General features: G+C 54.9%; 18 protein-coding genes. 1 reads left to right on the top strand and 17 read right to left on the bottom strand.

Annotated features, from left to right (window positions below; translation table 11 throughout):
- Positions 1-9: 9 nt before the first annotated feature.
- The 12 genes from BN3795_RS10460 to BN3795_RS10410 all read right to left on the bottom strand — a co-directional run bounded on the left by BN3795_RS10460 (position 10) and on the right by BN3795_RS10410 (position 14286).
- On the bottom strand, positions 10-678 hold the full coding sequence (locus BN3795_RS10460) for a YdeI/OmpD-associated family protein (protein ID WP_068784633.1): 669 nt from the start codon (positions 676-678) through the stop codon (positions 10-12).
- A complete protein-coding gene (locus BN3795_RS10455) occupies positions 675-1427 on the bottom strand; it encodes a tRNA threonylcarbamoyladenosine dehydratase (protein ID WP_068784632.1) in 753 nt (250 codons plus the stop codon). Before BN3795_RS10455 ends, BN3795_RS10460 begins: the two co-directional genes overlap by 4 nt.
- A 39-nt stretch (positions 1428-1466) precedes the next feature.
- Positions 1467-3245 carry an aspartate--tRNA ligase gene (gene aspS, locus BN3795_RS10450; protein WP_068784631.1) on the bottom strand — a complete coding sequence of 593 codons (1779 nt, stop codon included), beginning with the start codon at positions 3243-3245 and terminating at the stop codon, positions 1467-1469.
- A 44-nt stretch (positions 3246-3289) separates the two neighbouring features.
- Positions 3290-4534, bottom strand: a complete 1245-nt coding sequence (gene hisS, locus BN3795_RS10445; RefSeq protein WP_068784630.1) for a histidine--tRNA ligase — start codon at positions 4532-4534, stop codon at positions 3290-3292.
- 674 nt (positions 4535-5208) lie between these two features.
- On the bottom strand, positions 5209-5673 hold the full coding sequence (locus BN3795_RS10440) for a hypothetical protein (RefSeq protein WP_068784629.1): 465 nt from the start codon (positions 5671-5673) through the stop codon (positions 5209-5211).
- A 138-nt stretch (positions 5674-5811) separates the two neighbouring features.
- Positions 5812-7083 carry an NAD(P)-dependent malic enzyme gene (locus tag BN3795_RS10435; protein ID WP_110945170.1) on the bottom strand — a complete coding sequence of 424 codons (1272 nt, stop codon included), beginning with the start codon at positions 7081-7083 and terminating at the stop codon, positions 5812-5814.
- A 222-nt stretch (positions 7084-7305) separates the two neighbouring features.
- Positions 7306-8658: a 2-hydroxycarboxylate transporter family protein gene (locus BN3795_RS10430; RefSeq protein WP_068784627.1), complete on the bottom strand. Its 1353-nt coding sequence runs from the start codon at positions 8656-8658 to the stop codon at positions 7306-7308.
- Between the two features lie 159 nt (positions 8659-8817).
- Positions 8818-9525, bottom strand: coding sequence for a response regulator (locus BN3795_RS10425; RefSeq protein ID WP_068784626.1), 708 nt, complete (start codon positions 9523-9525; stop codon positions 8818-8820).
- Positions 9518-11113 carry a DcuS/MalK family sensor histidine kinase gene (gene dcuS, locus BN3795_RS10420; protein ID WP_110945127.1) on the bottom strand — a complete coding sequence of 532 codons (1596 nt, stop codon included), beginning with the start codon at positions 11111-11113 and terminating at the stop codon, positions 9518-9520. Before dcuS ends, BN3795_RS10425 begins: the two co-directional genes overlap by 8 nt.
- Before the next feature lie 220 nt (positions 11114-11333).
- Positions 11334-11501 (bottom strand): hypothetical protein, encoded by a 168-nt coding sequence (locus BN3795_RS25535; protein WP_198524692.1) that lies wholly within the window; start codon positions 11499-11501, stop codon positions 11334-11336.
- Between the two features lie 134 nt (positions 11502-11635).
- Positions 11636-12085 carry a D-aminoacyl-tRNA deacylase gene (dtd, locus tag BN3795_RS10415; protein WP_068784625.1) on the bottom strand — a complete coding sequence of 150 codons (450 nt, stop codon included), beginning with the start codon at positions 12083-12085 and terminating at the stop codon, positions 11636-11638.
- 26 nt (positions 12086-12111) lie between these two features.
- A complete protein-coding gene (locus BN3795_RS10410) occupies positions 12112-14286 on the bottom strand; it encodes a RelA/SpoT family protein (RefSeq protein WP_068784624.1) in 2175 nt (724 codons plus the stop codon).
- 319 nt (positions 14287-14605) lie between these two features.
- Here BN3795_RS10410 and uraA point away from each other — a divergent pair, with 319 nt between their 5' ends.
- Positions 14606-15892, top strand: coding sequence for a uracil permease (gene uraA / locus BN3795_RS10405; RefSeq protein ID WP_068784623.1), 1287 nt, complete (start codon positions 14606-14608; stop codon positions 15890-15892).
- Between the two features lie 75 nt (positions 15893-15967).
- Here the strand turns inward: uraA and BN3795_RS10400 are convergent, their stop codons facing one another.
- The 5 genes from BN3795_RS10400 to secD form a co-directional block, all read right to left on the bottom strand.
- Positions 15968-16483 (bottom strand): adenine phosphoribosyltransferase, encoded by a 516-nt coding sequence (locus BN3795_RS10400; RefSeq protein WP_068784622.1) that lies wholly within the window; start codon positions 16481-16483, stop codon positions 15968-15970.
- A 67-nt stretch (positions 16484-16550) separates the two neighbouring features.
- Positions 16551-18956 carry a single-stranded-DNA-specific exonuclease RecJ gene (recJ, locus tag BN3795_RS10395; RefSeq protein ID WP_068785340.1) on the bottom strand — a complete coding sequence of 802 codons (2406 nt, stop codon included), beginning with the start codon at positions 18954-18956 and terminating at the stop codon, positions 16551-16553.
- A 46-nt stretch (positions 18957-19002) separates the two neighbouring features.
- Positions 19003-19956 carry a cation diffusion facilitator family transporter gene (locus BN3795_RS10390; RefSeq protein WP_068784621.1) on the bottom strand — a complete coding sequence of 318 codons (954 nt, stop codon included), beginning with the start codon at positions 19954-19956 and terminating at the stop codon, positions 19003-19005.
- A gap of 114 nt (positions 19957-20070) precedes the next feature.
- Entirely contained in the window at positions 20071-20964 is an 894-nt protein-coding gene (secF, locus tag BN3795_RS10385; RefSeq protein WP_068784620.1) for a protein translocase subunit SecF, read from the bottom strand.
- Entirely contained in the window at positions 20954-22207 is a 1254-nt protein-coding gene (gene secD, locus BN3795_RS10380; protein ID WP_068784619.1) for a protein translocase subunit SecD, read from the bottom strand. The genes secF and secD overlap by 11 nt, the downstream gene beginning before the upstream one ends.
- Positions 22208-22236 lie beyond the last annotated feature (29 nt).

Below are 22236 nucleotides of genomic sequence, written 5' to 3'. Positions count from 1 at the left end.
GTCTTCCGATTAAACTTTATCCGACGGCCGCTTCAAACCAAGCATCAGCTTCTCGACCGTTTGCGCAATCCGGCCTGCCCGCGTTTCCGCCCGCTTGGCGTCCGTAATCCATTCAATGTACGCCCTCTTGTGCGAAGGGGCTAACCCGCTAAACACCTCAGCCGCCTGCGGCTGACGGTTCAAAGCCGTCGCCAGGTCCTCCGGCGTCTCCGGAGCCGGTGCCGGCTGGCGCTTCGCCTTGGCCTCCCCCGTCCCCGCCGTACGGCGCGAGGAACCCGGCGTAAGCTTCACTTTGTCCGCCGGGCGAAAACGCATCGCCGACCAGGTCTCGTCGACAGAGATCAGCGCAATCCCGTCATACCCCGCAGCTTTGACCGTTTCCCAACCTTTGTCCCGGGTCAGATCGGTACCTGCTTTAGCGCCGCCTTTCGGATAGCATAACCACAGCAGTCCATCCGGCTTAACGGCGTGAAGGGCCTTCGCCGCTCCTTCCTCGACCTCGCGGATCGAACGAAAGAACATCTGCACGAAATCATAATCTCCGGCCCGGTTCACGCCGGCGGCAGTGTGCTTCGAGCTCAAGCCCAACTGCTCAACGTACCCGTCGGGCGCATCCAGCACGAGCACGCGGTCGCGATCCGCAGGCAATCGCAGCTTCCTGATCAACTCCGGGTTCATACCCGCACGCCTCCGCGCTCCAGCAGCTCGCGCACCGCTACGCTGACCATGATCAAGCCGACCACCGGAGGCACAAACGAGTTGCTCGCCGGCGGCTGCTTGGCCTTGCGGATTTTGGCGTCGGCCGGAGCGATTTTCTCCGTGACCTCCTGCCGTGGTTTGACCGGCGGCTCAGTCGAGAAGACCACCTTTACGCCCTTCTTAATCCCGGCTTCCCGAAGTTTCGTGCGAATCACGCGGGCCATGGGGTCCATATGGGTTTTCGAGATATCCGTAACCTGAAACTTCGTCGGGTCCATTTTGTTGGCAGCCCCCATGCTCGACAGGATCGGAATCCCCCGCTTCAAGCACTCCTTGATCAGATGGATCTTGTACATGATCGTATCGGAAGCGTCCAGCACGTAATCGATTTCGTATTTAAACAACTCTTCGTAAGTCTCTTCCGTATAGAACATATTCAGCGCGATCGTTTCGCACTCCGGGTTAATCAGCTTGACCCGCTCGCACATCAGATCGGCTTTCTTCTGACCGATCGTCGTCGTCAAAGCATGAATCTGCCTGTTGATATTGGTAATATCCACGACGTCCTTATCGATCAGGATGATTCGGCCGACACCGGTTCTGGCGAGTCCTTCGACCGCCATCGCCCCCACGCCGCCGACGCCAAGCACGGCTACCGTGCTGTTCTTGAGAATGTCCAGCCCTTCTGCCCCGATAGCGAGTTCTGTTCGCGAAAATTGATGAAGCATGATCTAGTGTACCTCCCGATAGGTTGACGTCTTAATCGGTTATTTTTTCGCTTCCGCCAGCTTGGCGGCGAGCTTGATATGGAGTTGATCCAGCTGTGAACCGTCCACCTCGGAAGGTGCGTTCATCAGCAAATCGGTCGCGCTGGCCGTTTTCGGGAAAGCGATCGTCTCACGCAGGTTGTTGCGGCCTGCCAGCAGCATCACCAGGCGGTCGAAACCGAAGGCGATCCCGCCGTGCGGCGGCGTACCGTATTCGAAAGCGTCCATCAGGTAGCCGAACTTATCCTGAGCTTCCTCCGGCGACAAACCGATCGCTTTGAACATTTTCTCCTGCACCTCGCGTTTGTAAATCCGCATGGAGCCGCCGCCAACTTCATAGCCGTTCAGCACAAGGTCGTAGGCTTGAGCGAGAATTTTGCCCGGATCGGTATCAAACAGCGGCAGATCCTCTTCACGCGGGCGGGTGAACGGATGATGCTCGGCGATGTAGCGTTTTTGCTCCTCGTCCCAGCCGAGCAGCGGGAAGTCGACAACCCAGGCAAACTTATACACGTTGTCATCGATCAAGCCGAGATCGCGGCCGATCTTCAGGCGCAGCGCGCCTAATACGTCGGCTACAACCTTCTTGTTATCAGCGGAGAACAGCAGCAAGTCGCCTTCTTCGGCGCCGGTGCGTGCCTTAATCGCTTCGATTTCCTGCTCCGTGAAGAACTTCACGATCGGGCCGCGGAATTCGCCTTCCTTCACCTGGATCCAGGCGAGACCTTTGGCGCCGTAGCGAGCCGCATAAGGTCCGAGATCGTCGATCTCCTTCCGGCTCCATGTGCCGCAGCCTTTGGCGTTCAGCACTTTCACTTCCCCGCCCTTCTCGATGACGGAAGCGAACACCTTAACGCCGCTAGTGGCCACGAGGTCGCTCACGTTGACCAGTTCCAGTCCAAATCGCAGGTCCGGCTTGTCCGAGCCGTATTTGTCCATCGCATCGGCGTAGCTTAAGCGCTGGAACGGCGTAGGGATATCGATGCCCTTCGTCTCTTTGAACAGGCGCACCACCAGCTTCTCCATCATCTCCAGCAGCTCGTCGCGCGACAGGAACGAAGTCTCGATGTCGACTTGAGTAAATTCCGGCTGACGATCGGCACGCAGGTCTTCGTCGCGGAAGCAGCGGGCAATTTGATAGTAACGCTCAACGCCGCTGACCATCAGCAGTTGCTTATACAGCTGCGGCGATTGCGGAAGGGCAAAAAATTCGCCCGGATGTACGCGGCTTGGCACAAGATAGTCACGTGCGCCCTCCGGCGAACTCTTGGTCAAGATGGGGGTTTCCACCTCAATGAAGCCTTCCCCGTCGAGGAAATCACGGAACACTTTAGCGGCTTTGGAGCGCAGCCACAACGTTTGCTGCATTTCCGGACGGCGCAGATCAAGATAGCGATATTTCAGCCGCAGCGATTCATCCACTTCGATGCCGTCTTCAATGAAGAACGGCGGCGTTTTCGCGGCATTCAGCACTTCGATTTCGGTAATTTGCACTTCGATGTCGCCGGTTGGCAGATTCGGGTTGACCGTCTCGGGGTCCCGAGCAACGACTTTCCCGGTGACGGCCAGCACGTATTCGCTGCGCACCCGGTCGGCGATTTGCAGCGCTTCTCCGGAATAAGCCGGGTTAAAGACGACCTGCACGATTCCGCTGCGGTCGCGCAAATCGATAAACAGGACGCCCCCCAGGTCGCGGCGGGTTTGCACCCAGCCGTTTAATGTAACGGTTTCTCCGATGTTCGCGGTGCTCAGCGCCCCGCATTGATGCGTTCGTTTCATCGTAACTCCCCTTTTCGCTATTAGCTGTTGTTTATAGATAAATGTTATTTCAACTCTTGAATCCATTCGCTTAACTTCACTGTGCGCTGCTCGCCGCTTTCCATCGACTTCAGCGCGATTTCCCCGCGCTGCAGCTCATCATCGCCGAGTATCGCGGTGTAGCGCGCCTGCATCCGGTCGGCGGATTTCATCTGCGCCTTCATCTTCCGGCCCAGGTAATCGCGTTCGGCGGAGAATCCCGCTTGCCGCAGCTTGAACAGCTGGGTCGTAATCTCCTTATCCGCCGCTTCGCCCAGGGCGATTAGATAGACGTCAAGCGGCTTGACGGCGCCGACTTCAATCTCCTGCTTCTCCAGAATCAATGCAATCCGTTCGAGCCCCATTCCGAACCCGATGCCCGGCTGATCCGGGCCGCCTACCTCAGCCACCAGTCCATTATAACGCCCGCCTCCGCCGATCGTATCGATCGCGCCGATGCCTTCCGCCTTATATTCAAAAGCAGTGTGCGTGTAGTAATCCAACCCGCGGACGAGACGAGGATTGATCTCAAACTCTACCTCCATCGCGCTCAGCAAATCCTGCACCTTGGCAAAATGCACGGTGCATTCTTCATCCAGGCTATCCAGAATCGACGGTACGCCAACGAATTTGTCCTGGTCGATCTTGCAGTCGAGTACGCGCAGCGGATTGCGTTCCATCCGAGCTTGGCAGTCCTTGCACAGGCTGTCCTTCATCGGCAGCAGGAACCCCAGCAGCTTCTCGCGGTAGGCCGCCCGGCTGGCCGGATTGCCAACGGAGTTGATCTCCACCTTGACTCCCTTTAGCCCCAGCTCGCGGCAGAACTGGTAACCCAGCGCCACAACCTCGGCATCCATCGCCGGATCGGTTGCTCCGAACGCCTCTACCCCAAATTGGTGGAATTGGCGCTGGCGGCCTGCTTGCGGACGCTCGTACCGGAACATCGGCCCGATATAATACAACTTGCTGACGTCCGGCTCACCGTACAGCTTGTTCTCCACATAGGAGCGAACGACGCCGGCCGTCCCTTCCGGACGCAGCGTCATGCTACGCTCTCCCTTGTCCAGGAACGTATACATTTCCTTCTCGACGATATCCGTCGTCTCCCCTACGCCGCGTTCAAACAGCGAGGTCTGTTCAAAGATCGGGGTCCGGATCTCCCGGTAGTTAAAGCGCCGACACAAATCTCTGGCCTTCTCCTCGATCAATTGCCATTTCTCGACGGTTCCCGGCAGCAAATCCTGCGTGCCCGTCGGTTTCTGAAAAGCCATATCGTTCATCCTCCATCTCAGACTCGTAAGCCAATATAAAAAATCCCCCGTTCCTGTTTGATCCAAACAGGGACGAGAGATCGGTTCGCAATCACCCGTGGTGCCACCCACATTCCGAATTCGAGCCGGAATCGGTACCGTCACGCAGGCTGCATGTCGGCTTCCAAGCATCGCAATTCGCTTTAAGCGGTTATCGCCCGCCTACGCCGTACGTCTACTCTCCAAGCGAAGGATCGCTCAGGGTTTCGCCGCCGGTTCTCGGGGAAGTCTTTCGCTCAATCATCACCGGAATCCTTCCAGCCTGCTTCGCTGCCCAGGTTAACGAACAAGCATTTTCGTCCGTTAAGGCTGTCGAAGTCGGGGATTCCTCTCTGCGGATGTGGGGTTGAACTACTTTGTCCCGTCATCAAATAACTATGAGTGCCAATCTACGCCCCTCTTGGAGGTGACGTCAACTGTTATTTTTAGATTGTATGAAACCACCGCGCTAAAGTCAAGCCCGACCGCGAAAAATGTCCGAATAAAGAAAAAAACCTGACACCAACGGGGTGCAGGTCCAAAAGGTATTATATTAAAAAGGGGGTCATGCTGTTATTATAAACAGACAATGTTAAGGGAACATGTATCTAATATTACAGTTATATTACAGAAAACTTTTCAAATCAGCGAATGACTTACGGCTCGGCGATATATGCCCCTTGTTCGCGCAACTTCCGCACGACGGTTTCATAATCGCTATCCTCTACACTGGCACTCAGCACGTATTTCCATCCCTGCGGCTCGTCGCTGGTGTCGATGAGGGATTCCGACGTCATGGGACGATCTCCTTCAACGGCTTCGCTGCGTTCTCCGTTCAGCGCGTCGCCCGCATAACGCTCCCCCATGACCGTGACCGGCAGCACACTTTGGATGCCGTGCGCCGTTCCAGGGACAGGGACCATTCCCGGGTTGTTCGCTCCCGAGGCGCTGATGACCCCGTTATTGTAAGGTAATAACGGAACCTGGAGCCTGTCGTCCTCCCCCCATTCGTTAGATACATGCCCTGCTTCAACCTCATTGGTATTGTAGGCCAACAGGGTGATGCGCGCGCCTTCCACTTGATCCTCTGTATTGAAATAGGCCTGAATAGGTTTCGTCATGCCGATCGCTCCTTATTCTTTGCTGTGTTCATCGATTATCGAAAAGCTCTTCGCTTGTTATTGCCAGAATGGGCGAACTTTATGAACAGTTGACATCAATTTCACGCTTCATCACAACAATCTGGATTTCAGCCGGAATCAGTTTACGTCCGGAAGCGAATTTTTACGCGCAACGCCGCTGTTAACGGCCGCTTTAGCTACCGCCTTCCGGATTCGATCCACCACGCGCGAATCAAACGCATCCGGAATGATGTAATTTTCGTTCAGCTCCGACGGCTCAATTACGGAGGAGATCGCTTCCGCCGCTGCCAGCTTCATCTCGTCATTGATATCCGTTGCCTCGCAATCGAGTGCGCCACGGAAAATACCGGGGAAACAAAGCACATTATTGATTTGGTTCGGATAATCGGAGCGGCCGGTCGCCATGACCCTTACATAAGGCGCAGCGAGTGAAGGATCAATCTCAGGCATCGGGTTGGCCATAGCGAACACGATCGGATCGTTTGCCATGTTCTTTAAATCTTCTACTTTCAGTACGCCCGGAGCCGATACGCCGATAAATACGTCCGCTCCCTTGATGACTTCCGAAAGCGATCCCTGTTCATTGTCCGGATTCGTTATTTTCGAGAAATCGGCCCAGTGTTGCTTCTCGTACAGGTCACTACGGTTGATGGCGCCTTCGCGATCCACGCCGATCAAATTGAGCGCCCCTGCCCGCAACAGCATTTTGGAGATGGAGATGCCTGCAGCTCCAACGCCATTGACGACGATTTTGACATCGCGGATATCTTTATCGCATACCTTCAAGGCGTTCAACAAGCCAGCAAGCACCACGATGGCTGTGCCGTGCTGATCGTCGTGGAAGACGGGAATATCCAGCTCGGCTCTAAGCCGTTCCTCGATGACAAAGCAACGGGGGGAAGCGATATCCTCCAGATTGATACCGCCAAAAGTCGGCGCCAGCGCCTTCACGATGGAAATAATCTCCTCGGTATCCTTGGTGTCGAGACAGATCGGAACAGCGTCCACCCCGGCAAACTGTTTGAACAGGGCCGCTTTCCCCTCCATGACTGGCATGGCCGCCTTTGGTCCAATGTCGCCCAAGCCGAGCACGGCCGTTCCGTCCGAAATGACGGCTACGGTATTCTTTTTCGTCGTCAACTGGTAGGCCTTCTCCTGGTCTTTGGCAATAGCCTGGCAAACCTTGGCGACCCCCGGCGTATATACCTTGGAAAGATCCTCCTTGCTGAGGATCGGATGTTTGATCGTCGTTTCCAACTTCCCGCCTTCGTGCAGTTGCATGATTTCCATCAACCGCTCTACGATATCGCCTCCACCTAGCTTTTGCACCGCCGTTTCGATCAAGTTCCTGTCATCCGGATGCGGCACCGATATCTTAACCTCAGCCATCGCCGCCCCCTCTTCATTCGGGTCCTGAAGCTCGACCTGAAGCACGGTTCCTCGATAAGCCTCCACGATATTCACCAGATTTGCCATATAATCGTTTCCGCTGTGGTACTGTACGCGCAGCGAAAATAAATGAGAATGATCCAGCACTTGACTCATAACAATCGCCTCCCAATTTTTGAATTTAAACTATAGCTGAAGTCCCGGCTGAACTACCGCTAGAGGTTAACCTCCCCAGACGGAGATGAGCAGCGTAGCTGCAACGACAGTCAACGCACCGCCGATCCGCGTTGAGATTTGCGCAAAAGGCATCAGTTCCATCCGGCCCGAAGCGGAAAGAATAGCCACATCCCCCGTTCCTCCCAAGCCGCCGCGGCAGCCTGTAACGATGGCGGCCTCCACCGGGTACATCCGGATCCACTTGCCGACAAAATAACCGGTCAGAATCATCGCGGTGATCACGGACGCGCAAACAAGCACATAAGGAATGGAGATCAGCGCGGCGACATCTTCAAGCGGAATGTACAAAATACCAAGGCCGACCATCAGCGGCCAAGTCAGGGTGCCGGACACGAATTTGTAAAGGTGGTAGGCGCCTTGTTCGATTTTGTACGGGAGCAGCTTGGAAATTTTGAGCAGCGCCGCCCCGAAGATCATCAGGATCGGACCGGGAATGCCCACATATGGAGACAGCAAACTGCCGGTAATAAACAGGCTGCAGGCAAACAAAAGGCCGCCTCCCATCAGTGCAAAATCGATTTTCTCGCTGTCATAGTTGCTTCCTCCCAGCTTCTTGCCGTCTTTCTCTCGCACAAGAACGCCGTTGCCGGTGATCGCTGGATTTTTATCGGCCATTTTCTTCAAAATACCGGCCCCGATAATGGCAAAGACGTTGCCGATAACCGCTGCCGGAATCATCTGCGCCACGTATTGTCCCGATTCGCCGCCGAGAATTTGCGAGAAGGCAATCGACAAGGGCAGGATGCCTTCGCCTACGCCGCCGCCAATAATCGGAACGACAATGTAAAATAGCGTGTGATGGGCGGTATAGCCAAACAGCAGGCCCACACCCAATCCCGCCGCAATGGCCGCCGCTGTACCTGCAATCATTGGAATGAAGATACGGATAAAACCGCTGATCAGCGTCTGGCGGTTCATGCCGGTGATGCTTCCCGCCACCAGGCAGGCGATATACAGATAGAGAAAGTTAGACGTTTTCATCAACGTGTTCACGGCGTCAACTACCGGAGGATTCAGCACGTTCCAGAAAACCAAAAACGATGGAACCATAAGGGACAAGATCGCCGGTCCGCCGATGTTCTTCAGCAGCGGGAGCTTAAAACCCAAATGGCTTAACAGCATTCCCATAATCATGATGACAGCCAGGCCGCCGATCATGTCATTCGGAAGCTCTCCGACGGCGGCGGCGGCAATAATGATCAGAGCCAGCACGATGTAAATCGGGAGAGGAATAACGCCAATCTTTAACCTCAGCATTTTTGATAGCATGCCGTCCGCTTTGGCGGGCTGTGACTGCGGTTCGTGTGGAATTGACGGCGGCTGTAAAGTTTTTTCCATAGGGGATGTAGGCCTCCTTTATTTATGTTCAGCCCCATCATAGCTTTCTTGTAAGCGCTTTTGTTTTTGTTAAGATATTGATTGCTTTATGTAAGTTATTAAAGTAAACGCTGTCATAAAAACAGGCAACTCTCCTTGCAAACCAAGGAGAACTGCCTGTTACAAATACTTCGTGATCTTGATTTTACCCTGCGGCATTATTTTATACCTCTGCACCGGCCTGCCTATGGTTCCGTAGATCAGCTCCATTTCGAGTACGCCCCTGCTCTCCAGCTCGGCCAAATATTTGCCGGCGGACACCCGGGATATCCCCGTGGCTGCGGAAATATCCACGCTGGTGAACCCTTCGGAAGGGAAAGATTCGATCGCCTTCCATACCGCTTGAAGCGTCTGGCGTGTGAATCCTTTGGGCAAGGGTACGCTTGGGGCTTCATCGGCAGCGACATGAGTCAAGGAGTCAAGCTCCGACTGGACCATGCTGTCAGCAGTTTTGAAGAGTGCAACTCGCTTGCGATAGGCGTCCATGGCTATCCGAAAGCGGTTAAACTCAAACGGCTTGATCAAATAATCAACCGCTCCGTTGTTCAGCGCCTGCCGGATGCTGTTCTTGTCGCTCGCGGCCGAAATGACGACCACGTCCGTCGGCCAGGCTTTGCGGCGGATTTCGGTTAGCAACTCCAGCCCGCTGCTCCCTTTCATGTAAATGTCCAGCAACAGTAAATCATAATTTGCGGAATTCAGCAGAACAAGCGCCTGCTCGACGGAAGCAGCCCAACCTTCGGCTCGAAAACCCTGAATCTGCTCCAGATAAAATTTGTTCATTTCCGCGACCATCGGGTCGTCTTCAACGATAAGCACTTTAATCATTTGTCTCCCACACTTTTGCTTCGTACGGTATCCGTACGATAAATTCCGTTCCCGAGCCTTGCGAGCTCTGGCACAAAAGATGCCCGCCGAGTTTCCTTACGCTGCGCATCACCAGGTATAGGCCAATTCCTCGGCCCTTGCCTTTGGTCGAAAAGCCCTGCTCATACATGCGTTTAATGATCTCCCCAGGTATGCCGGCGCCGTTGTCCGTAACGGTCACGGTCAAATGGAAGCATTCATGGGAAAAACCGATGGATATTTGCTTGTTGTCGTCGCCGGGCTCGGCCTCCAGTGCATTTTCCAGCAGATTGCCCACAATCGTAACCAGCTCATGGGCCGTCTCCGCATCAGCGCATTCCGGCAGCATCCCCTCTTCACGTATGCTCATCTTTGCTCCGGCCTCGCGTGCCCGGCTCAGCTTGCCCAACAGAAATCCAGCCATAACGGGGTCCTTGACCTGCTTCACTAGAACACCGGCTTCCGACTGAAAATGCTGAAGGGTCCCGTTAAGATATTCATCCAGACGATCGTAACGCCGCATATGGTTCAATCCGGCCATGACATGCAGTTTGTTCATAAATTCATGAGTTTGCGCCCGCAAGGCTTCGACATACAGCGAAACTCCCGACAAGCGCTCCATCAGGACGTCCATTTCGGTCTTGTCCCGAAAAGTGGCGATCGCGCCTTCAATCCGTCCGTTCACTTTGACGGGTACGACATTGGCCAGCAGCGTCATCCCCTCCTGATCAATATCCATGTCGTTCAGCGGCTCTCCCGTTTCAAGCACGTTGGCCATTCTCAGCATGGGACATAGGTCGCGCGAATTGCCCTCCATCTCCGATATGCCGAGAAGTCTCCTGGCTTCGGTGTTGATCAAAGTGATATCCCCCTGTCCGTCTACGGCGACAATGCCTTCCTTGACGGATTGCAGCATCGCGTTGCGTTCCTCCAGCAGCTTGGCGATCTCGTCCGGTTCCAGGCCGAACATCATCCGCTTGAGCCTGCGGGCCAGGAAAACGGCTCCGGACACGCCGAGGATCCCGCTTGCGACAATCCCCAAATAAATGATCCAGCGATTCTGCCTTACGGCCGAATTGACGTCGTTCAATGAAAGGCCAACTGCAACTGCGCCAACCACCTTGCCCGCGTCGACAATGGGCGAAAACGCTCTCACGGATCTGCCTAATGTTCCCTTAGCAATGGAAACGGACTCCTGCCCGCTTAAGGCCGTCGCCTCATCGCCGCCGATAAAATGCTGCCCAATCAAAGCGGGATCGGGATGGGACAACCGAATGCCGCTCATGTCCATAACGACGATAAACTGCACGCCGTTAACCATGCGGATTTCTTCCGTAAATTCCTGGACAGCGTCGGCGTCCCCCCGGCCGGTCAAAGCGTTGATCACGGTAGGCTCGCGGGAAAGCGTTCGAGCGATCGTAACCGCTTTATGCTCCAAATCTTCTCTTGTCAGCTCGGATATTTTCATATTAAACATCACATAAACCGTAAGCAGGACCAAAGCCAAAACGGAGCAAACCATCAAAGTAGTGGTCGTTTGTAAACGCAGCGTTCGACCGGCTATTTTCATCGTTCCCATCCTTCAAATTTTCTTTGATTATACCCTGCGGCTTCGCCAAAAGTCAGTGAAGGTTATGTGAATGCAGCCATTTCAGGAGCCGCACGGGTACTGAAAATTCCGGGAATTGCCGGGTCTAGTTGCATAACGGACAAAAAGCCACTGCCGGCGATTCGCCTAGCAGTGGCCTCCTATTGGGATGATCTATCAATAACGCGAACGCGGCGAGCCTTCAGCTTCCGGGGCGGGGAAGCCATTCGGCAGAAGGCTTGACCTCCCGCGGGATCAACTCGAACTGCTCCGGGGCGGCCGAGCGGGCCAGCACTCTGGCTTCGGCGCGGTCCCCCGCCGCAATTAGCGGAATGGCCTGCCAGTCTCTGGATTTCGCGGATTGGCGCATAACAAAAACTCCTTCGGATAACATAGAATTTATTCAAAGGTTGTCCAAAAGCCCCGTTGCTTATCCTCCATCGCACCGGCTTACAAAATACGCCCCGCTCGACCGCTGAATCGCAGACACCGTGTCGCAATCGGTCAATTCCCCCCAGCGCTGTCCAGAATGAGGGTCACCGGCCCCCAGTTGGTCAGTTCAACGTCCATATCCGCACCGAACACCCCGGTTTCGACGGTCAGCCCCTTATCCCGAAGCAGCTCATTTAACCGCTCATAGAGCGGCTCCGCCGTTTCCGGCCGAGCGGCCGCCATGAAATTCGGACGTCTGCCCTTGCGGCAATCGCCGTACAGGGTAAACTGGGAGACCGATAGAATCGCTCCGCCAATCTCCGTCACCGCGAGGTTCATTTTCCCCGCTTCGTCTTCGAAAATCCGCAAGCCGGCGATCTTCTCCGCCAAATAGGCGGCATCTGGTTCGGTGTCCTCATGCGTGACGCCAACCAGCAGCAGGAGCCCCGGGCCGATCGCCCCTACCGTCTCTCCCGCTACGATTACGCGCGCCTCGCGGCAGCGCTGCACGACCACTCTCATCTGGGTTCGAATCCTTTCTGTGTCTGTTACTGCATGATCCGATGGACCGTGTACACATCCTTCACCCGTTTGATTTTCTCTACGACGGATTGCAGATGATCGGTATTGCGGATCAAGATCGTCATATGCACCAAAGCCATTTTGTTCTTATCCGATCGGCCCGAGACGGCCGAAATATTCGTTTTGCTTTCCGACACGGCCTGCAGCACCTCGTTAAGGAAGTTCCGGCGGTCATGACCGGTGATTTCAATATCGACGCTGTAATTCGCTTCGATCGCTTCTTCCCACTCCACATCGATGACGCGCGCCGCTTCCTCGCCGTCTCCCCCGCTCGGAATGTTCGGGCAATCGCTGCGATGCACCGATACCCCGCGTCCGCGGGTGATATAGCCCACGATCTCATCGCCCGGAACCGGGTTGCAGCACCTTGCAAACCGTACGAGCAAATTGTCGATTCCCTTCACGACGACGCCGTTCGTTGGACGCCGGCGCTCTTCCGGCGCCTTCACTTCCTTGACCTCCGAGGTCAACTCGATGTGCCCGGCCGTATCCTCCTGCTCCTTGCGCAGCTTCTCGGTCAGCTTGGTGACGATCTGCGAAGCCGTGATTCCTCCAAATCCAATCGCCGACAGCATGTCGTCGATGTCATTGAAGGCGTATTTCTTCGCCGCCTCCAGCAGTTTATCGTCGCTCATCCACTGGGACGGCTCGATCCCCGCCCGCTTCAGCTCGCGTTCGATCGCTTCGCGGCCTTTTTCCACGTTTTCTTCGCGTTTTTCCTTCTTAAACCATTGCTTGATTTTGCTGCGGGCGTGAGAGGATTGGGCGATTTTCAGCCAGTCCTGACTCGGTCCGTACGAATGCTTGGACGTCAAAATCTCCACGATGTCCCCGGTCTTCAACCGATGATCCAGCGGCACGATCCGTCCGTTCACCTTGGCGCCGATGGTACGATTGCCAACTTCGGTATGGATACGGTAGGCAAAATCCAGCGGCACGGAGCCCGCCGGCAGCTCGATGACTTCCCCGGAAGGGGTAAAGACAAATACGAGGTCCGAGAAGAAATCCATTTTCAGCGATTCCACGAACTCCGATGCATCCTTGGCCTCATGCTGAAGCTCCAGGATTTCGTTAAAGAACGTGATTTTATTTTCCAGGCCGCCTGTTCCTGAGCCTTCCTTATAAGCCCAGTGTGCCGCGATCCCGTATTCGGCGGTGCGGTGCATCTCCCAGGTCCGGATCTGAACTTCCGTCGGTTCCCCGTTCGGGCCGACGACCGTCGTATGCAGCGACTGGTACATGTTCGCCTTCGGCATGGCGATATAATCCTTAAACCGCCCCGGCATCGGCTTCCATAACGTATGGATGATCCCCAGGGTTGCATAACAATCCTTAATATTGTCAACGATGATGCGGATGGCCAGCAGATCGTAGATTTCGTTGAACTGCTTGTTTTTCACCGTCATTTTCTTATAAACGCTGTAGATATGCTTCGGGCGGCCGGACAAGTCCGCCTGTACGCCCATTTCCTCCAGCTTCTCGGCGATACGGCCGATGACGTTCTTGATGTATTCCTCGCGCTCGGCCCGTTTCTTGCGCATCAAATTGGCGATCCGATAATACTGCTGCGGATTCAGGTACCGCAGAGCGATATCTTCCATTTCCCATTTGATCGCGGAAATCCCCAGCCGGTTGGCAATCGGGCAGAAAATCTCCAGCGTCTCGTAAGCGATCCGCCGCTGGCTTTCCTCGGACTGGTATTTGAGCGTCCGCATATTGTGCAGCCGGTCCGCCAGTTTAATGACGATCACCCGGATGTCCTGTGCCATCGCAATAAACATTTTGCGGTAGTTCTCGTTCTGCTGCTCCTCCTTGGATTGGAATTTGATCCGCTCCAGCTTGGTTAATCCGTCAACGAGCAGAGCACAATCGCTGCCGAAATGCTCCTGTATCTCCTTTAAAGACACCGTCGTGTCTTCAACCACATCATGAAGAAGGGCCGCAATGACCGACAGCGCATCCATCTGCATGTTAACAACAATATCCGCCACGGCCAAAGGATGAAGAATATAAGGCTCCCCGGATTTGCGGACCTGTCCGTGATGGGCTTCGTCCGCAAACTCGTACGCTTCCCGAATCCGTTCGAGATCCGGTTCCTTTATATAGGCAGACGCCTTTTCGAGTAATTGCTCTATGCCCATTGAGATCCTGTTGATTCCTTTCTATTATGAAAATATACTGAAAAAACGCATACAAGAGCATAATTCGCCTCATTTTGATTTCCTATAATTATGACTCTTGCGTTCCCTCCCGTCAACTCCGGGTATTGTCCTCGATGCGCGGACACCCGCCAAGCACATTCGGATCTTCTTCATAGCTGTATGCCGTCAAGTGGACATCGGGAATATTGTTAGAGACAAATGCGTCAGCCGTGCAAATTTCTGTTGAAAATTGTCGGCATTGTCATTATCCTATTAAGGATAGTTATCTTATGAACGTATCTATAGAGGAGTGAACGCGTTGCAACGTGAAATTCAAGTCAATGAGAAAGTCCCGTTCGGACCGGGTGTGCTGTTAAGCCTGCAGCACTTATTTGCCATGTTCGGAAGCACGGTCCTGGTGCCTAATCTGTTCGGCGTAGACCCGGGCATGATCCTGCTGATGAACGGCATCGGCACCCTGCTCTACATCCTCATCTGCAAAGGGAAAATCCCCGCCTATCTGGGCTCCAGCTTTGCCTTCATCGCACCGGTTCAGGCGGTGATCATCAGCCATCCTGGGAACGGGTATGCCATGGCGCTTGGCGCGTTTATCGTCACCGGCGTGATCTTCGTCCTGATTGCGCTGCTGATTAAATACGCCGGCACCAATTGGATCGACATCGTATTCCCGCCGGCCGCCATGGGCGCCATCGTCGCTCTCATCGGTTTGGAGTTAATTCCGGTCGCAGCCGGCATGGCCGGGTGGATCACCGATGGCGCGGAAGGATGGACGCCAAACGGGACGGACATCACGTTGTCGCTTGTAACGTTAGGCGTAACGGTACTTGGCGCTGTCTTGTTCCGCGGCTTCCCGAAGATCATCCATATCCTGATCGGGATCGTGGTTGGATATGTACTTGCGCTCTTCATGGGTGAAGTGAACACCGAAGCTATCGGAGCAGCCAAATGGTTCACCCTGCCGACGGTCACGACCCCGCAATGGGATCCTTCCGTTATCATCTCGATCGTGCCGGTCGCGCTGGTCGTGATCGTAGAGCATATCGGCCACCTGTTGGTGACGAGCAACATCGTAGGCAAAGACTTGTCCAAGGATCCCGGGTTGCACCGGTCGCTGATGGGGAACGGGATCTCCACGATTCTCTCCGGTTTTGTAGGCTCAACGCCTAACACCACCTACGGAGAGAACATCGGCGTCATGGCGTTGACCCGCGTATATTCCGTGTTTGTCATCGGTGGAGCCGCCATCTTTGCGATCCTGCTCTCCTTCTCCGGCAAATTCTCGGCTATCGTTGCCAATATTCCGAATCCGGTGATGGGCGGCGTATCCTTGCTCCTCTTCGGCGTAATCGCAGCCTCGGGCCTGAGGATCTTCGTGGAGCAGAAGGTGGACTTCTCCAAGCCGACCAATATGCTGTTGACTACGGTCGTGCTGGTGATCGGCCTGAGCGGCACCAAGCTGACGATGGGCAGCGTCGAGCTGAAAGGCATGGCCCTGGCTACGATCGTCGGAATCTTGCTCAGTTTGTTCTTCAAACTGATCCAGGTCCTCAAACTAAGCAACGACAATGAAGACGCTGCGCATTAAGCTCTTCCACTAATCAACAAGGGGCTGCCGCCATAGATTACCTGGCGACAGCCCCTCTTTGTTATTCGCATAGATTTATTCGTATTTCACAAGCGAGAATACATCGATTCCCGGCAGCTTGCTGCGGCCGTCCAGCTCGCTCAACTCAATCAGGAACGCTGTGCCAACCACATGTCCGCCCAATTGGCGAACCAAATTAACGGAGGTGGATATCGTTCCGCCGGTCGCCAGCAGGTCGTCTGCGATCAGCACATTTTGCCCCGGCTTCACCGCATCGCTATGCATCGCTAACCGGTCTTTGCCATACTCCAGATCGTATTCCACTTCAATCGTCTCGTAAGGGAGTTTCCCGCTTTTGCGGATCGGTACGAACCCAACGCCAAGCGCGTAAGCCAGCGGAGCCCCCACCACGAAGCCGCGGGCCTCCGGTCCGGCAATCAAGTCGATTTGGAGGTGGGATACCAGCTGCTTCAGCTCGTCAATGGCCTTACGGTACATTTCACCGTCATTCAACAGCGTGGTAATATCTTTAAAACTGATGCCGGGCTGAGGAAAATCAGGAATCACCCGAATGTACTCTTTAAAATCCAAACCAATCTCCTCCTAATTCAAATGCGTGCGAATCATTTCCAATGTCTCGATGATCTCGAACAATCATTTATGAAGCTCCCTGTTTATGGGTGAGCATCCATTCGGTAATTTCCGACACCCGGCCGTACTGCAGCATCTGTTCGATTTCCGCCAGCAGTCCGAGCTCCCGGTAACGGCTTGACGTTTCCAGAGCCTGCTTGGAAGGAGACGGATGGATCCGAATCATCCCCGATGCCCGGATAATAAATCCCAGTTCTTCGAATACCCCGAGTGCCATTTCGACCATACGCTTGGACCAGCCGGTGCGCTTCACAAGCGCAGCCAGCAGCTCTTCCTCGCGCAACCCCTGCCCCGCCCCTTTATAGATCAAGCTGTAAACCAACTTGAAGCGGTCCCTGGAAGGCGGTTCGATTTGCTCTTGGGGCGCACGCAGCGAATGCAGCATATAAATGCGCTCCAGGCCGGTAAAAGCAGTTAAGATTCCGGTCCAGCCCTCCGGCGATTCCGGAAGCTCCAGGACGAACAGCGTCGCCGCGGCCTCGATTCCTGCCGCTTGGGCAAGATCGTTGCCGGGACGTAAGCCAACGTTCTTATCATATACCCAAACCGGGGTCTCCTTCAAATCAAGGGACTGGAAAAATCCGGACCCGTCATTAAGCACGACGGCCGAGGTTCCCGAACCGCAAGCGGAGAGTTTTCCCAGCTTCCCCTGCAGCTCTTCGAGCAGCGCCGCCGGATTCCGGGAACCCCGATAATCAAACACCTGCAGGTGGGAAACGGCCATATCCTGGATCATCAGCTGCGGTTTGCGCGATCCGTTCCACTCGTTAACTGCGGCTTCCGCAACGATATCAATCTGAGCTTCCTCGGCCAGCAGCGGGGCCAATTCCCCTTTGCCAAACGCGACCGCTTCCACCGTCTTACCGCTCTGGCCCAGGATCAGCTTCAAGTGCTTGCCGTCCTTGCCCATCTGCCGGCATTCCAGCAGCTTCAGGCCGCGAAGAAGCAGCCTTGGGCAGGTGTTGGCCATGCCGAATGGCGCCAGATGCTGAAGCTGCTCGATTGCCTGCAGCGTGACATCCTTCAGGGAACAAGCCAAATCCGTCTGCAGAACCGGCACGAAGTGCTCCGGCGTCAGTCGGCCGGCTGCATAAGCATTTAATCTGCGGCCGAATTCTTCCAATCGCTCCCGGTTAAGGGACATCCCGGCCGCCGAAGGATGGCCGCCGAAATGATCCAGCAGATCGGCGCAATCCGTTAATGCTTCGTAAATGTCAAAGCCGGGGATCGAGCGGGCCGAACCTTTGCATTCTCCTGTCTCGGGATGAATGCCCAACACGATCGTGGGACGATAATAACGTTCCAGTAATTTGGAGGCCACGATCCCGACAACGCCGGCATTCCATCCTTCACCGGCTACGACGATGACGTCCGGGATCCCCTCCGTCTTCTCCTGGTCTTCCAATTGCCGAAGCGCCTCCTGCACCATTTCTTCAACGAGCATTTGGCGCTCCTTGTTCAGCACATCCAGTTCCTCGGCAATCGCTTCGGCTTCCTCCATGCTCTCCGCCGTCAACAAGGCGACCGCCCGGTTGGCGTGACTCATCCGGCCGCTGGCATTAATCCGCGGCGCCAAACCGAAGGCAACGGCCGTCGAGGTCACTTCTCCGCTGGACCATCCGGACGTGCCGAGCAGCGCCGTCATTCCCGGGAAAGCCGAACGGGCCATCGAAGCCAGCCCCGCCTTGACGATCACCCGATTCTCTCCGGTTAATGGCATGAGGTCGGCGATGGTTCCCAATGCGGCGAGCTCCGTCCAGGCCTCCGGAATGTCGTCGCCCATCAAGGCCTGAGCCAGCTTGTACGCCACGCCAACTCCGGCCAGCCCCTTAAAAGGGTACGTACAGGCGGGGAGCTTGGGGTTAATCAAGGCATACGCTTCCGGCAAAACCGCAGGCGGTTCATGGTGATCGGTGACGATGACATCCATCCCCGCCGCATTGGCATAAGCCACCTGCTCGACGGCACTGATCCCCGTATCCACCGTCACGATCAATGTAAAGCCTTTCTTCTGAAAATGTTCCAGCACCGGAATATGCAGGCCGTATCCTTCTTTCGTACGATGTGGAATGTAATAGTCATATGTAGCACCAAGACGCCTCATCAGGTGGATCATTAACGTCGTGGATGAAACGCCGTCGGCGTCATAATCCCCGTAAATCAAGATCCGCTCGCCCTTCTCCACCGCGCGGCGGATGCGGGGAACGGCTTCCTTCATCCCGCTGAGCAGCATGGGATCATGTTGATTCGCGAGGCTTCCTTGTAAGAATAGCTCCGCCTCTTCCGGGTTCTCCATCCCCCGTGTAACCAGCAAGGAAGCAAGCAGCGGGGAGATGTTCAACTGGCCGGCGAGCTGGCCGGCTGCCCCTTCGTCACAGGGCAGCTGAGACCAGCGATATTTGGAGTGAAGCACAAGCGGCACCTTCTTTCTTCCTGTCGGTTCTATCCTTAGGGCCGGCTTACTGAAGCAGGTTCGGCAAGTCGCTGTCGGATTCCTCGGCATTGCTCTTGTACGGATATTCCGCCTCGTAAGGCGCAACTTGAATCCGAACGTCGGTGACGTGGGAAAACCGGTTGAGCAGCAGCATTTTCGCCCGATTCGCGATATCATTGGCTTCCATGACGGTAATCCGCGGGTTCACGCTGATTCGGGCACTTACGGTCACATAATGGCCCTTCTCCTGTGCCTTCAAATCCTCAACGGTGATAACCCCATGCACTCGCTGCACCGTCTCGATCAATGAAGCAGCATCTTCTTCGCGTACCTGCTGCGAGATCGGACCGTAAATGGAGCGTGTGACCAGCCGATAGACTTGAATCAGCACATGCGACGCGACCAGAATAGCGGCAACCGGTTCAAGATAGAGCATCGCCGGCAAATCCCAGGCTCCCCCTCCCATCGCCCCAAATACCCCGGCGAGGACAATCACGGAGGAGAACAGGGCATGGCGATGTTTCTCGACGAGCGATTGCAGCTCGCCATCCGACTTCCTGCGGACAGACCGCCATTTGATTTGAAACAGCGTCTCCCGCAAAGCCATCGATAGGAGGACAGCCGCCAAAACGAAGGTCTCCGGCGGAGTGGTATCGGCTTCAACGATGTCGGTAATGGCCGCAATCCACAGCTGTACGGCGCCCATCAACAGAAAAACGGAGAAGAAAATAGCTGGCAGCGGCTCGGGCGACGCTTTGCTCGGGGACCATCCGGCCCGCCGCAAACGCCGATTTCCCAGTCCAGGCAGTCTGGCTGCCCCACCTCCGGCGGCATCGCAGGCGGAATATAAGGCCCCGGCCAGCAATGCCAGGCTGCCGTACAGCAGTCCTACCGTCCCTAAAAACACAGCCAGAACGACATCCCCCACGATCCCGGGCCAAGTCGCCGGTCCAGGAATAACAGGTTGTTCTCGTGTCATAATCTCCCTCCTGATGCACGTAAAAACGGATAAGTTGCGAAAGCCGCGTCAAAAGACGCGGCTCTGTCCTTATCCAGCTAATCGATTGGCGGTTCAATCTGGCCTGACGGCCGCTTAAGAAGCTTTGGCCGGTTTGCGCTTTTGCTTGCTCTTCAATACGAACCAGAGCGGGCTGGCGATAAAGATGGAGGAATATGCCCCAAACAACAGCCCGATCACCATCGCAAGCGAGAACATCCGGATCGACTCCCCGCCCAGCAGGAAGAGGAAGAACGCAGCTACAAACACCGTTAATGCGGTATATAAGGAACGCATGATGGTTTGCGATACGCTTTCGTTTACCAGCTTGATCAGATCCTGGCGGGACTTCTGCTTGGCAAAACGCAGGTTCTCGCGGATCCGGTCAAAGATAACGATCGTATCGTTAATCGAATAACCGATAATTGTTAATACAGCTACGATAAACGTCAAGTCCACCTCAAGCCGGAAGATCGAGAACACGGCGATGACCATAAAGGCATCATGCAGCAACGCTACAATCGCGGCTACGGCAAACCGCCATTCAAACCGGATGCTGACATAGATGATAATCCCGAGACAGGAGATCAAGACCGCGTAAATCGCATTGCGCGCCAGCTCCTTGGCCATTTCCGGATCCACGGTATTCACTTCAAACGAAGCTTTCTCGTCCAGTTTCGAAATTTCCGCTTTCAGTTTCGCATCACTATCTTCATTTAAGACTTTCGTAAACCGGATATTCATCCGGTCTTCCCCGGGACTGATCGTCGCCCCTTCATCAATGCCCAGGTTCTCCAGAATCGGATTGACTTGTTCCGCCGTCAGAGGCTTGGACAGCGAAATATCGACATTGGATCCCGCTTTGAAGTCAACGCTGTAGTTCAAGCCGAAGAACGACAGACAGATAATGCCGGCAATGGTCAGGACGAGCGATAGGGTGTAGAAATATTTGCTAAGATGTACGTAATCTAGATTCTTATTAAAGCTCACGAATGTCACGCTCCTTCACACCGAAATATTTCGGTTTCAACAGCTTGCCGGCTTTAAGCAGCAGGTTCAGCAGGAAACGGGAGAGATAGATATTCGTGGCGATACTGAGTACGATTTCCACGATGAGCACCAAGGCAAAACCTTTGACGGCCCCCGTACCATACGCATACATCACGGCCGCAACGATGATCGTCGTAATCTGCGAGTCCAGCACGGTACGCAGGGAGTGCTTGTCCCCTGCTTTAACGGCGGACATAATGCTCTTGCCGGACCGCATTTCCTCATGGATCCGTTCATTGGTAATAATGTTGGCGTCAACCGCCATCCCGATCCCGAGAATAATCGCTGCAATCCCTGGCAGGGTCAGGGTAAAATCGGCCCAGACGAACACGAGAATGAGCAACCAGGTGTGCACGATTAACGTGAACGAAGCGATCAACCCAGGCACCCGGTACATGCCGATCATGAACAACAGAATGAAGAGGGAGCCAATCAGGCCAGCCTCAATCGTCTTGTCCAGCGATTGCTTACCCAGCGTTGCGCCGATGCTTTGCGAATATTTCTCCGTTAATTGAAGCGGGAGTGCGCCAAGGTTGATCTTGTCGCGCAGTTCCTTGGCCTTGTCCAAGTCGCCGCCCACGCTGATTTGTGCGCTTCCGTCGGTCAGAACGGCTTGAACGACCGGGTCGGAGACCAACTCGTCGTTCATATAGATCGCTAACGGTTGTCCCAGCAACCGCTTGGTCACTTCGGCAAATTTCTCTTTGCTGTTCACTTTGATGCTGACCACCGGTTCGTTCATTTGGGTGAACTCCAGCTTGGCTCCGTTTGCAGCAAAATCCGTGCCGATCATTTCGATTTTGTTGTATTCGTCGGCGTTCTTCTCCGTGCCGTCCTTACTGCGGAACGTCAGCGTAGCTGGTTCCTTCATCGTCTTGCGCACCGTAGCCTCATCGGTCACGCCAGCCAACTTCAGGCGAATCCGGTTCGTGCCTTCCGTCGTCACTTCCGGCTCGCTTGTCCCCAGCTTGTTCGCCCGGTCCTCCAGGCTTTTGGCCGTTTGGATCAAGGATTCACGCGTAACCCCGCTTCCGCCCTCAAGCGGACTGGCTTCATATAGAATCTCAAAGCCGCCTTTCAAATCAAGGCCGAGACGTACGTTGTTCAACAGGTCGGGGGTTGTCCAAGCCATGATCCCAAACGAGACAACCACGACGGTTATGAATGCGATAATTCTTTTCATCCCGTACTTCTTTCCCCTTTCAAATTCTC

The sequence above is a fragment of the Paenibacillus phocaeensis genome (assembly GCF_900021165.1).
Lineage (GTDB): Bacteria > Bacillota > Bacilli > Paenibacillales > Paenibacillaceae > Fontibacillus > Fontibacillus phocaensis.
This window is presented reverse-complemented; position numbering and strand designations above follow the sequence as displayed.

What these genes read in the sequence shown, in the direction of transcription:
- hisS (WP_068784630.1), bottom strand. Translation starts at nt 4,534, where the DNA reads ATGGCTTTTCAGAAACCGACGGGCACGCAGGATTTGCTGCCGGGAACC.
- dcuS (WP_110945127.1), bottom strand. Translation starts at nt 11,113, where the DNA reads ATGAAAATAGCCGGTCGAACGCTGCGTTTACAAACGACCACTACTTTG.
- BN3795_RS10410 (WP_068784624.1), bottom strand. Translation starts at nt 14,286, where the DNA reads ATGGGCATAGAGCAATTACTCGAAAAGGCGTCTGCCTATATAAAGGAA.
- BN3795_RS25535 (WP_198524692.1), bottom strand. Translation starts at nt 11,501, where the DNA reads ATGCGCCAATCCGCGAAATCCAGAGACTGGCAGGCCATTCCGCTAATT.
- BN3795_RS10425 (WP_068784626.1), bottom strand. Translation starts at nt 9,525, where the DNA reads ATGATTAAAGTGCTTATCGTTGAAGACGACCCGATGGTCGCGGAAATG.
- aspS (WP_068784631.1), bottom strand. Translation starts at nt 3,245, where the DNA reads ATGAAACGAACGCATCAATGCGGGGCGCTGAGCACCGCGAACATCGGA.
- BN3795_RS10435 (WP_110945170.1), bottom strand. Translation starts at nt 7,083, where the DNA reads ATGGCTGAGGTTAAGATATCGGTGCCGCATCCGGATGACAGGAACTTG.
- BN3795_RS10440 (WP_068784629.1), bottom strand. Translation starts at nt 5,673, where the DNA reads ATGACGAAACCTATTCAGGCCTATTTCAATACAGAGGATCAAGTGGAA.
- BN3795_RS10455 (WP_068784632.1), bottom strand. Translation starts at nt 1,427, where the DNA reads ATGCTTCATCAATTTTCGCGAACAGAACTCGCTATCGGGGCAGAAGGG.
- BN3795_RS10460 (WP_068784633.1), bottom strand. Translation starts at nt 678, where the DNA reads ATGAACCCGGAGTTGATCAGGAAGCTGCGATTGCCTGCGGATCGCGAC.
- secD (WP_068784619.1), bottom strand. Translation starts at nt 22,207, where the DNA reads ATGAAAAGAATTATCGCATTCATAACCGTCGTGGTTGTCTCGTTTGGG.
- dtd (WP_068784625.1), bottom strand. Translation starts at nt 12,085, where the DNA reads ATGAGAGTGGTCGTGCAGCGCTGCCGCGAGGCGCGCGTAATCGTAGCG.
- BN3795_RS10430 (WP_068784627.1), bottom strand. Translation starts at nt 8,658, where the DNA reads ATGGAAAAAACTTTACAGCCGCCGTCAATTCCACACGAACCGCAGTCA.
- BN3795_RS10390 (WP_068784621.1), bottom strand. Translation starts at nt 19,956, where the DNA reads ATGACACGAGAACAACCTGTTATTCCTGGACCGGCGACTTGGCCCGGG.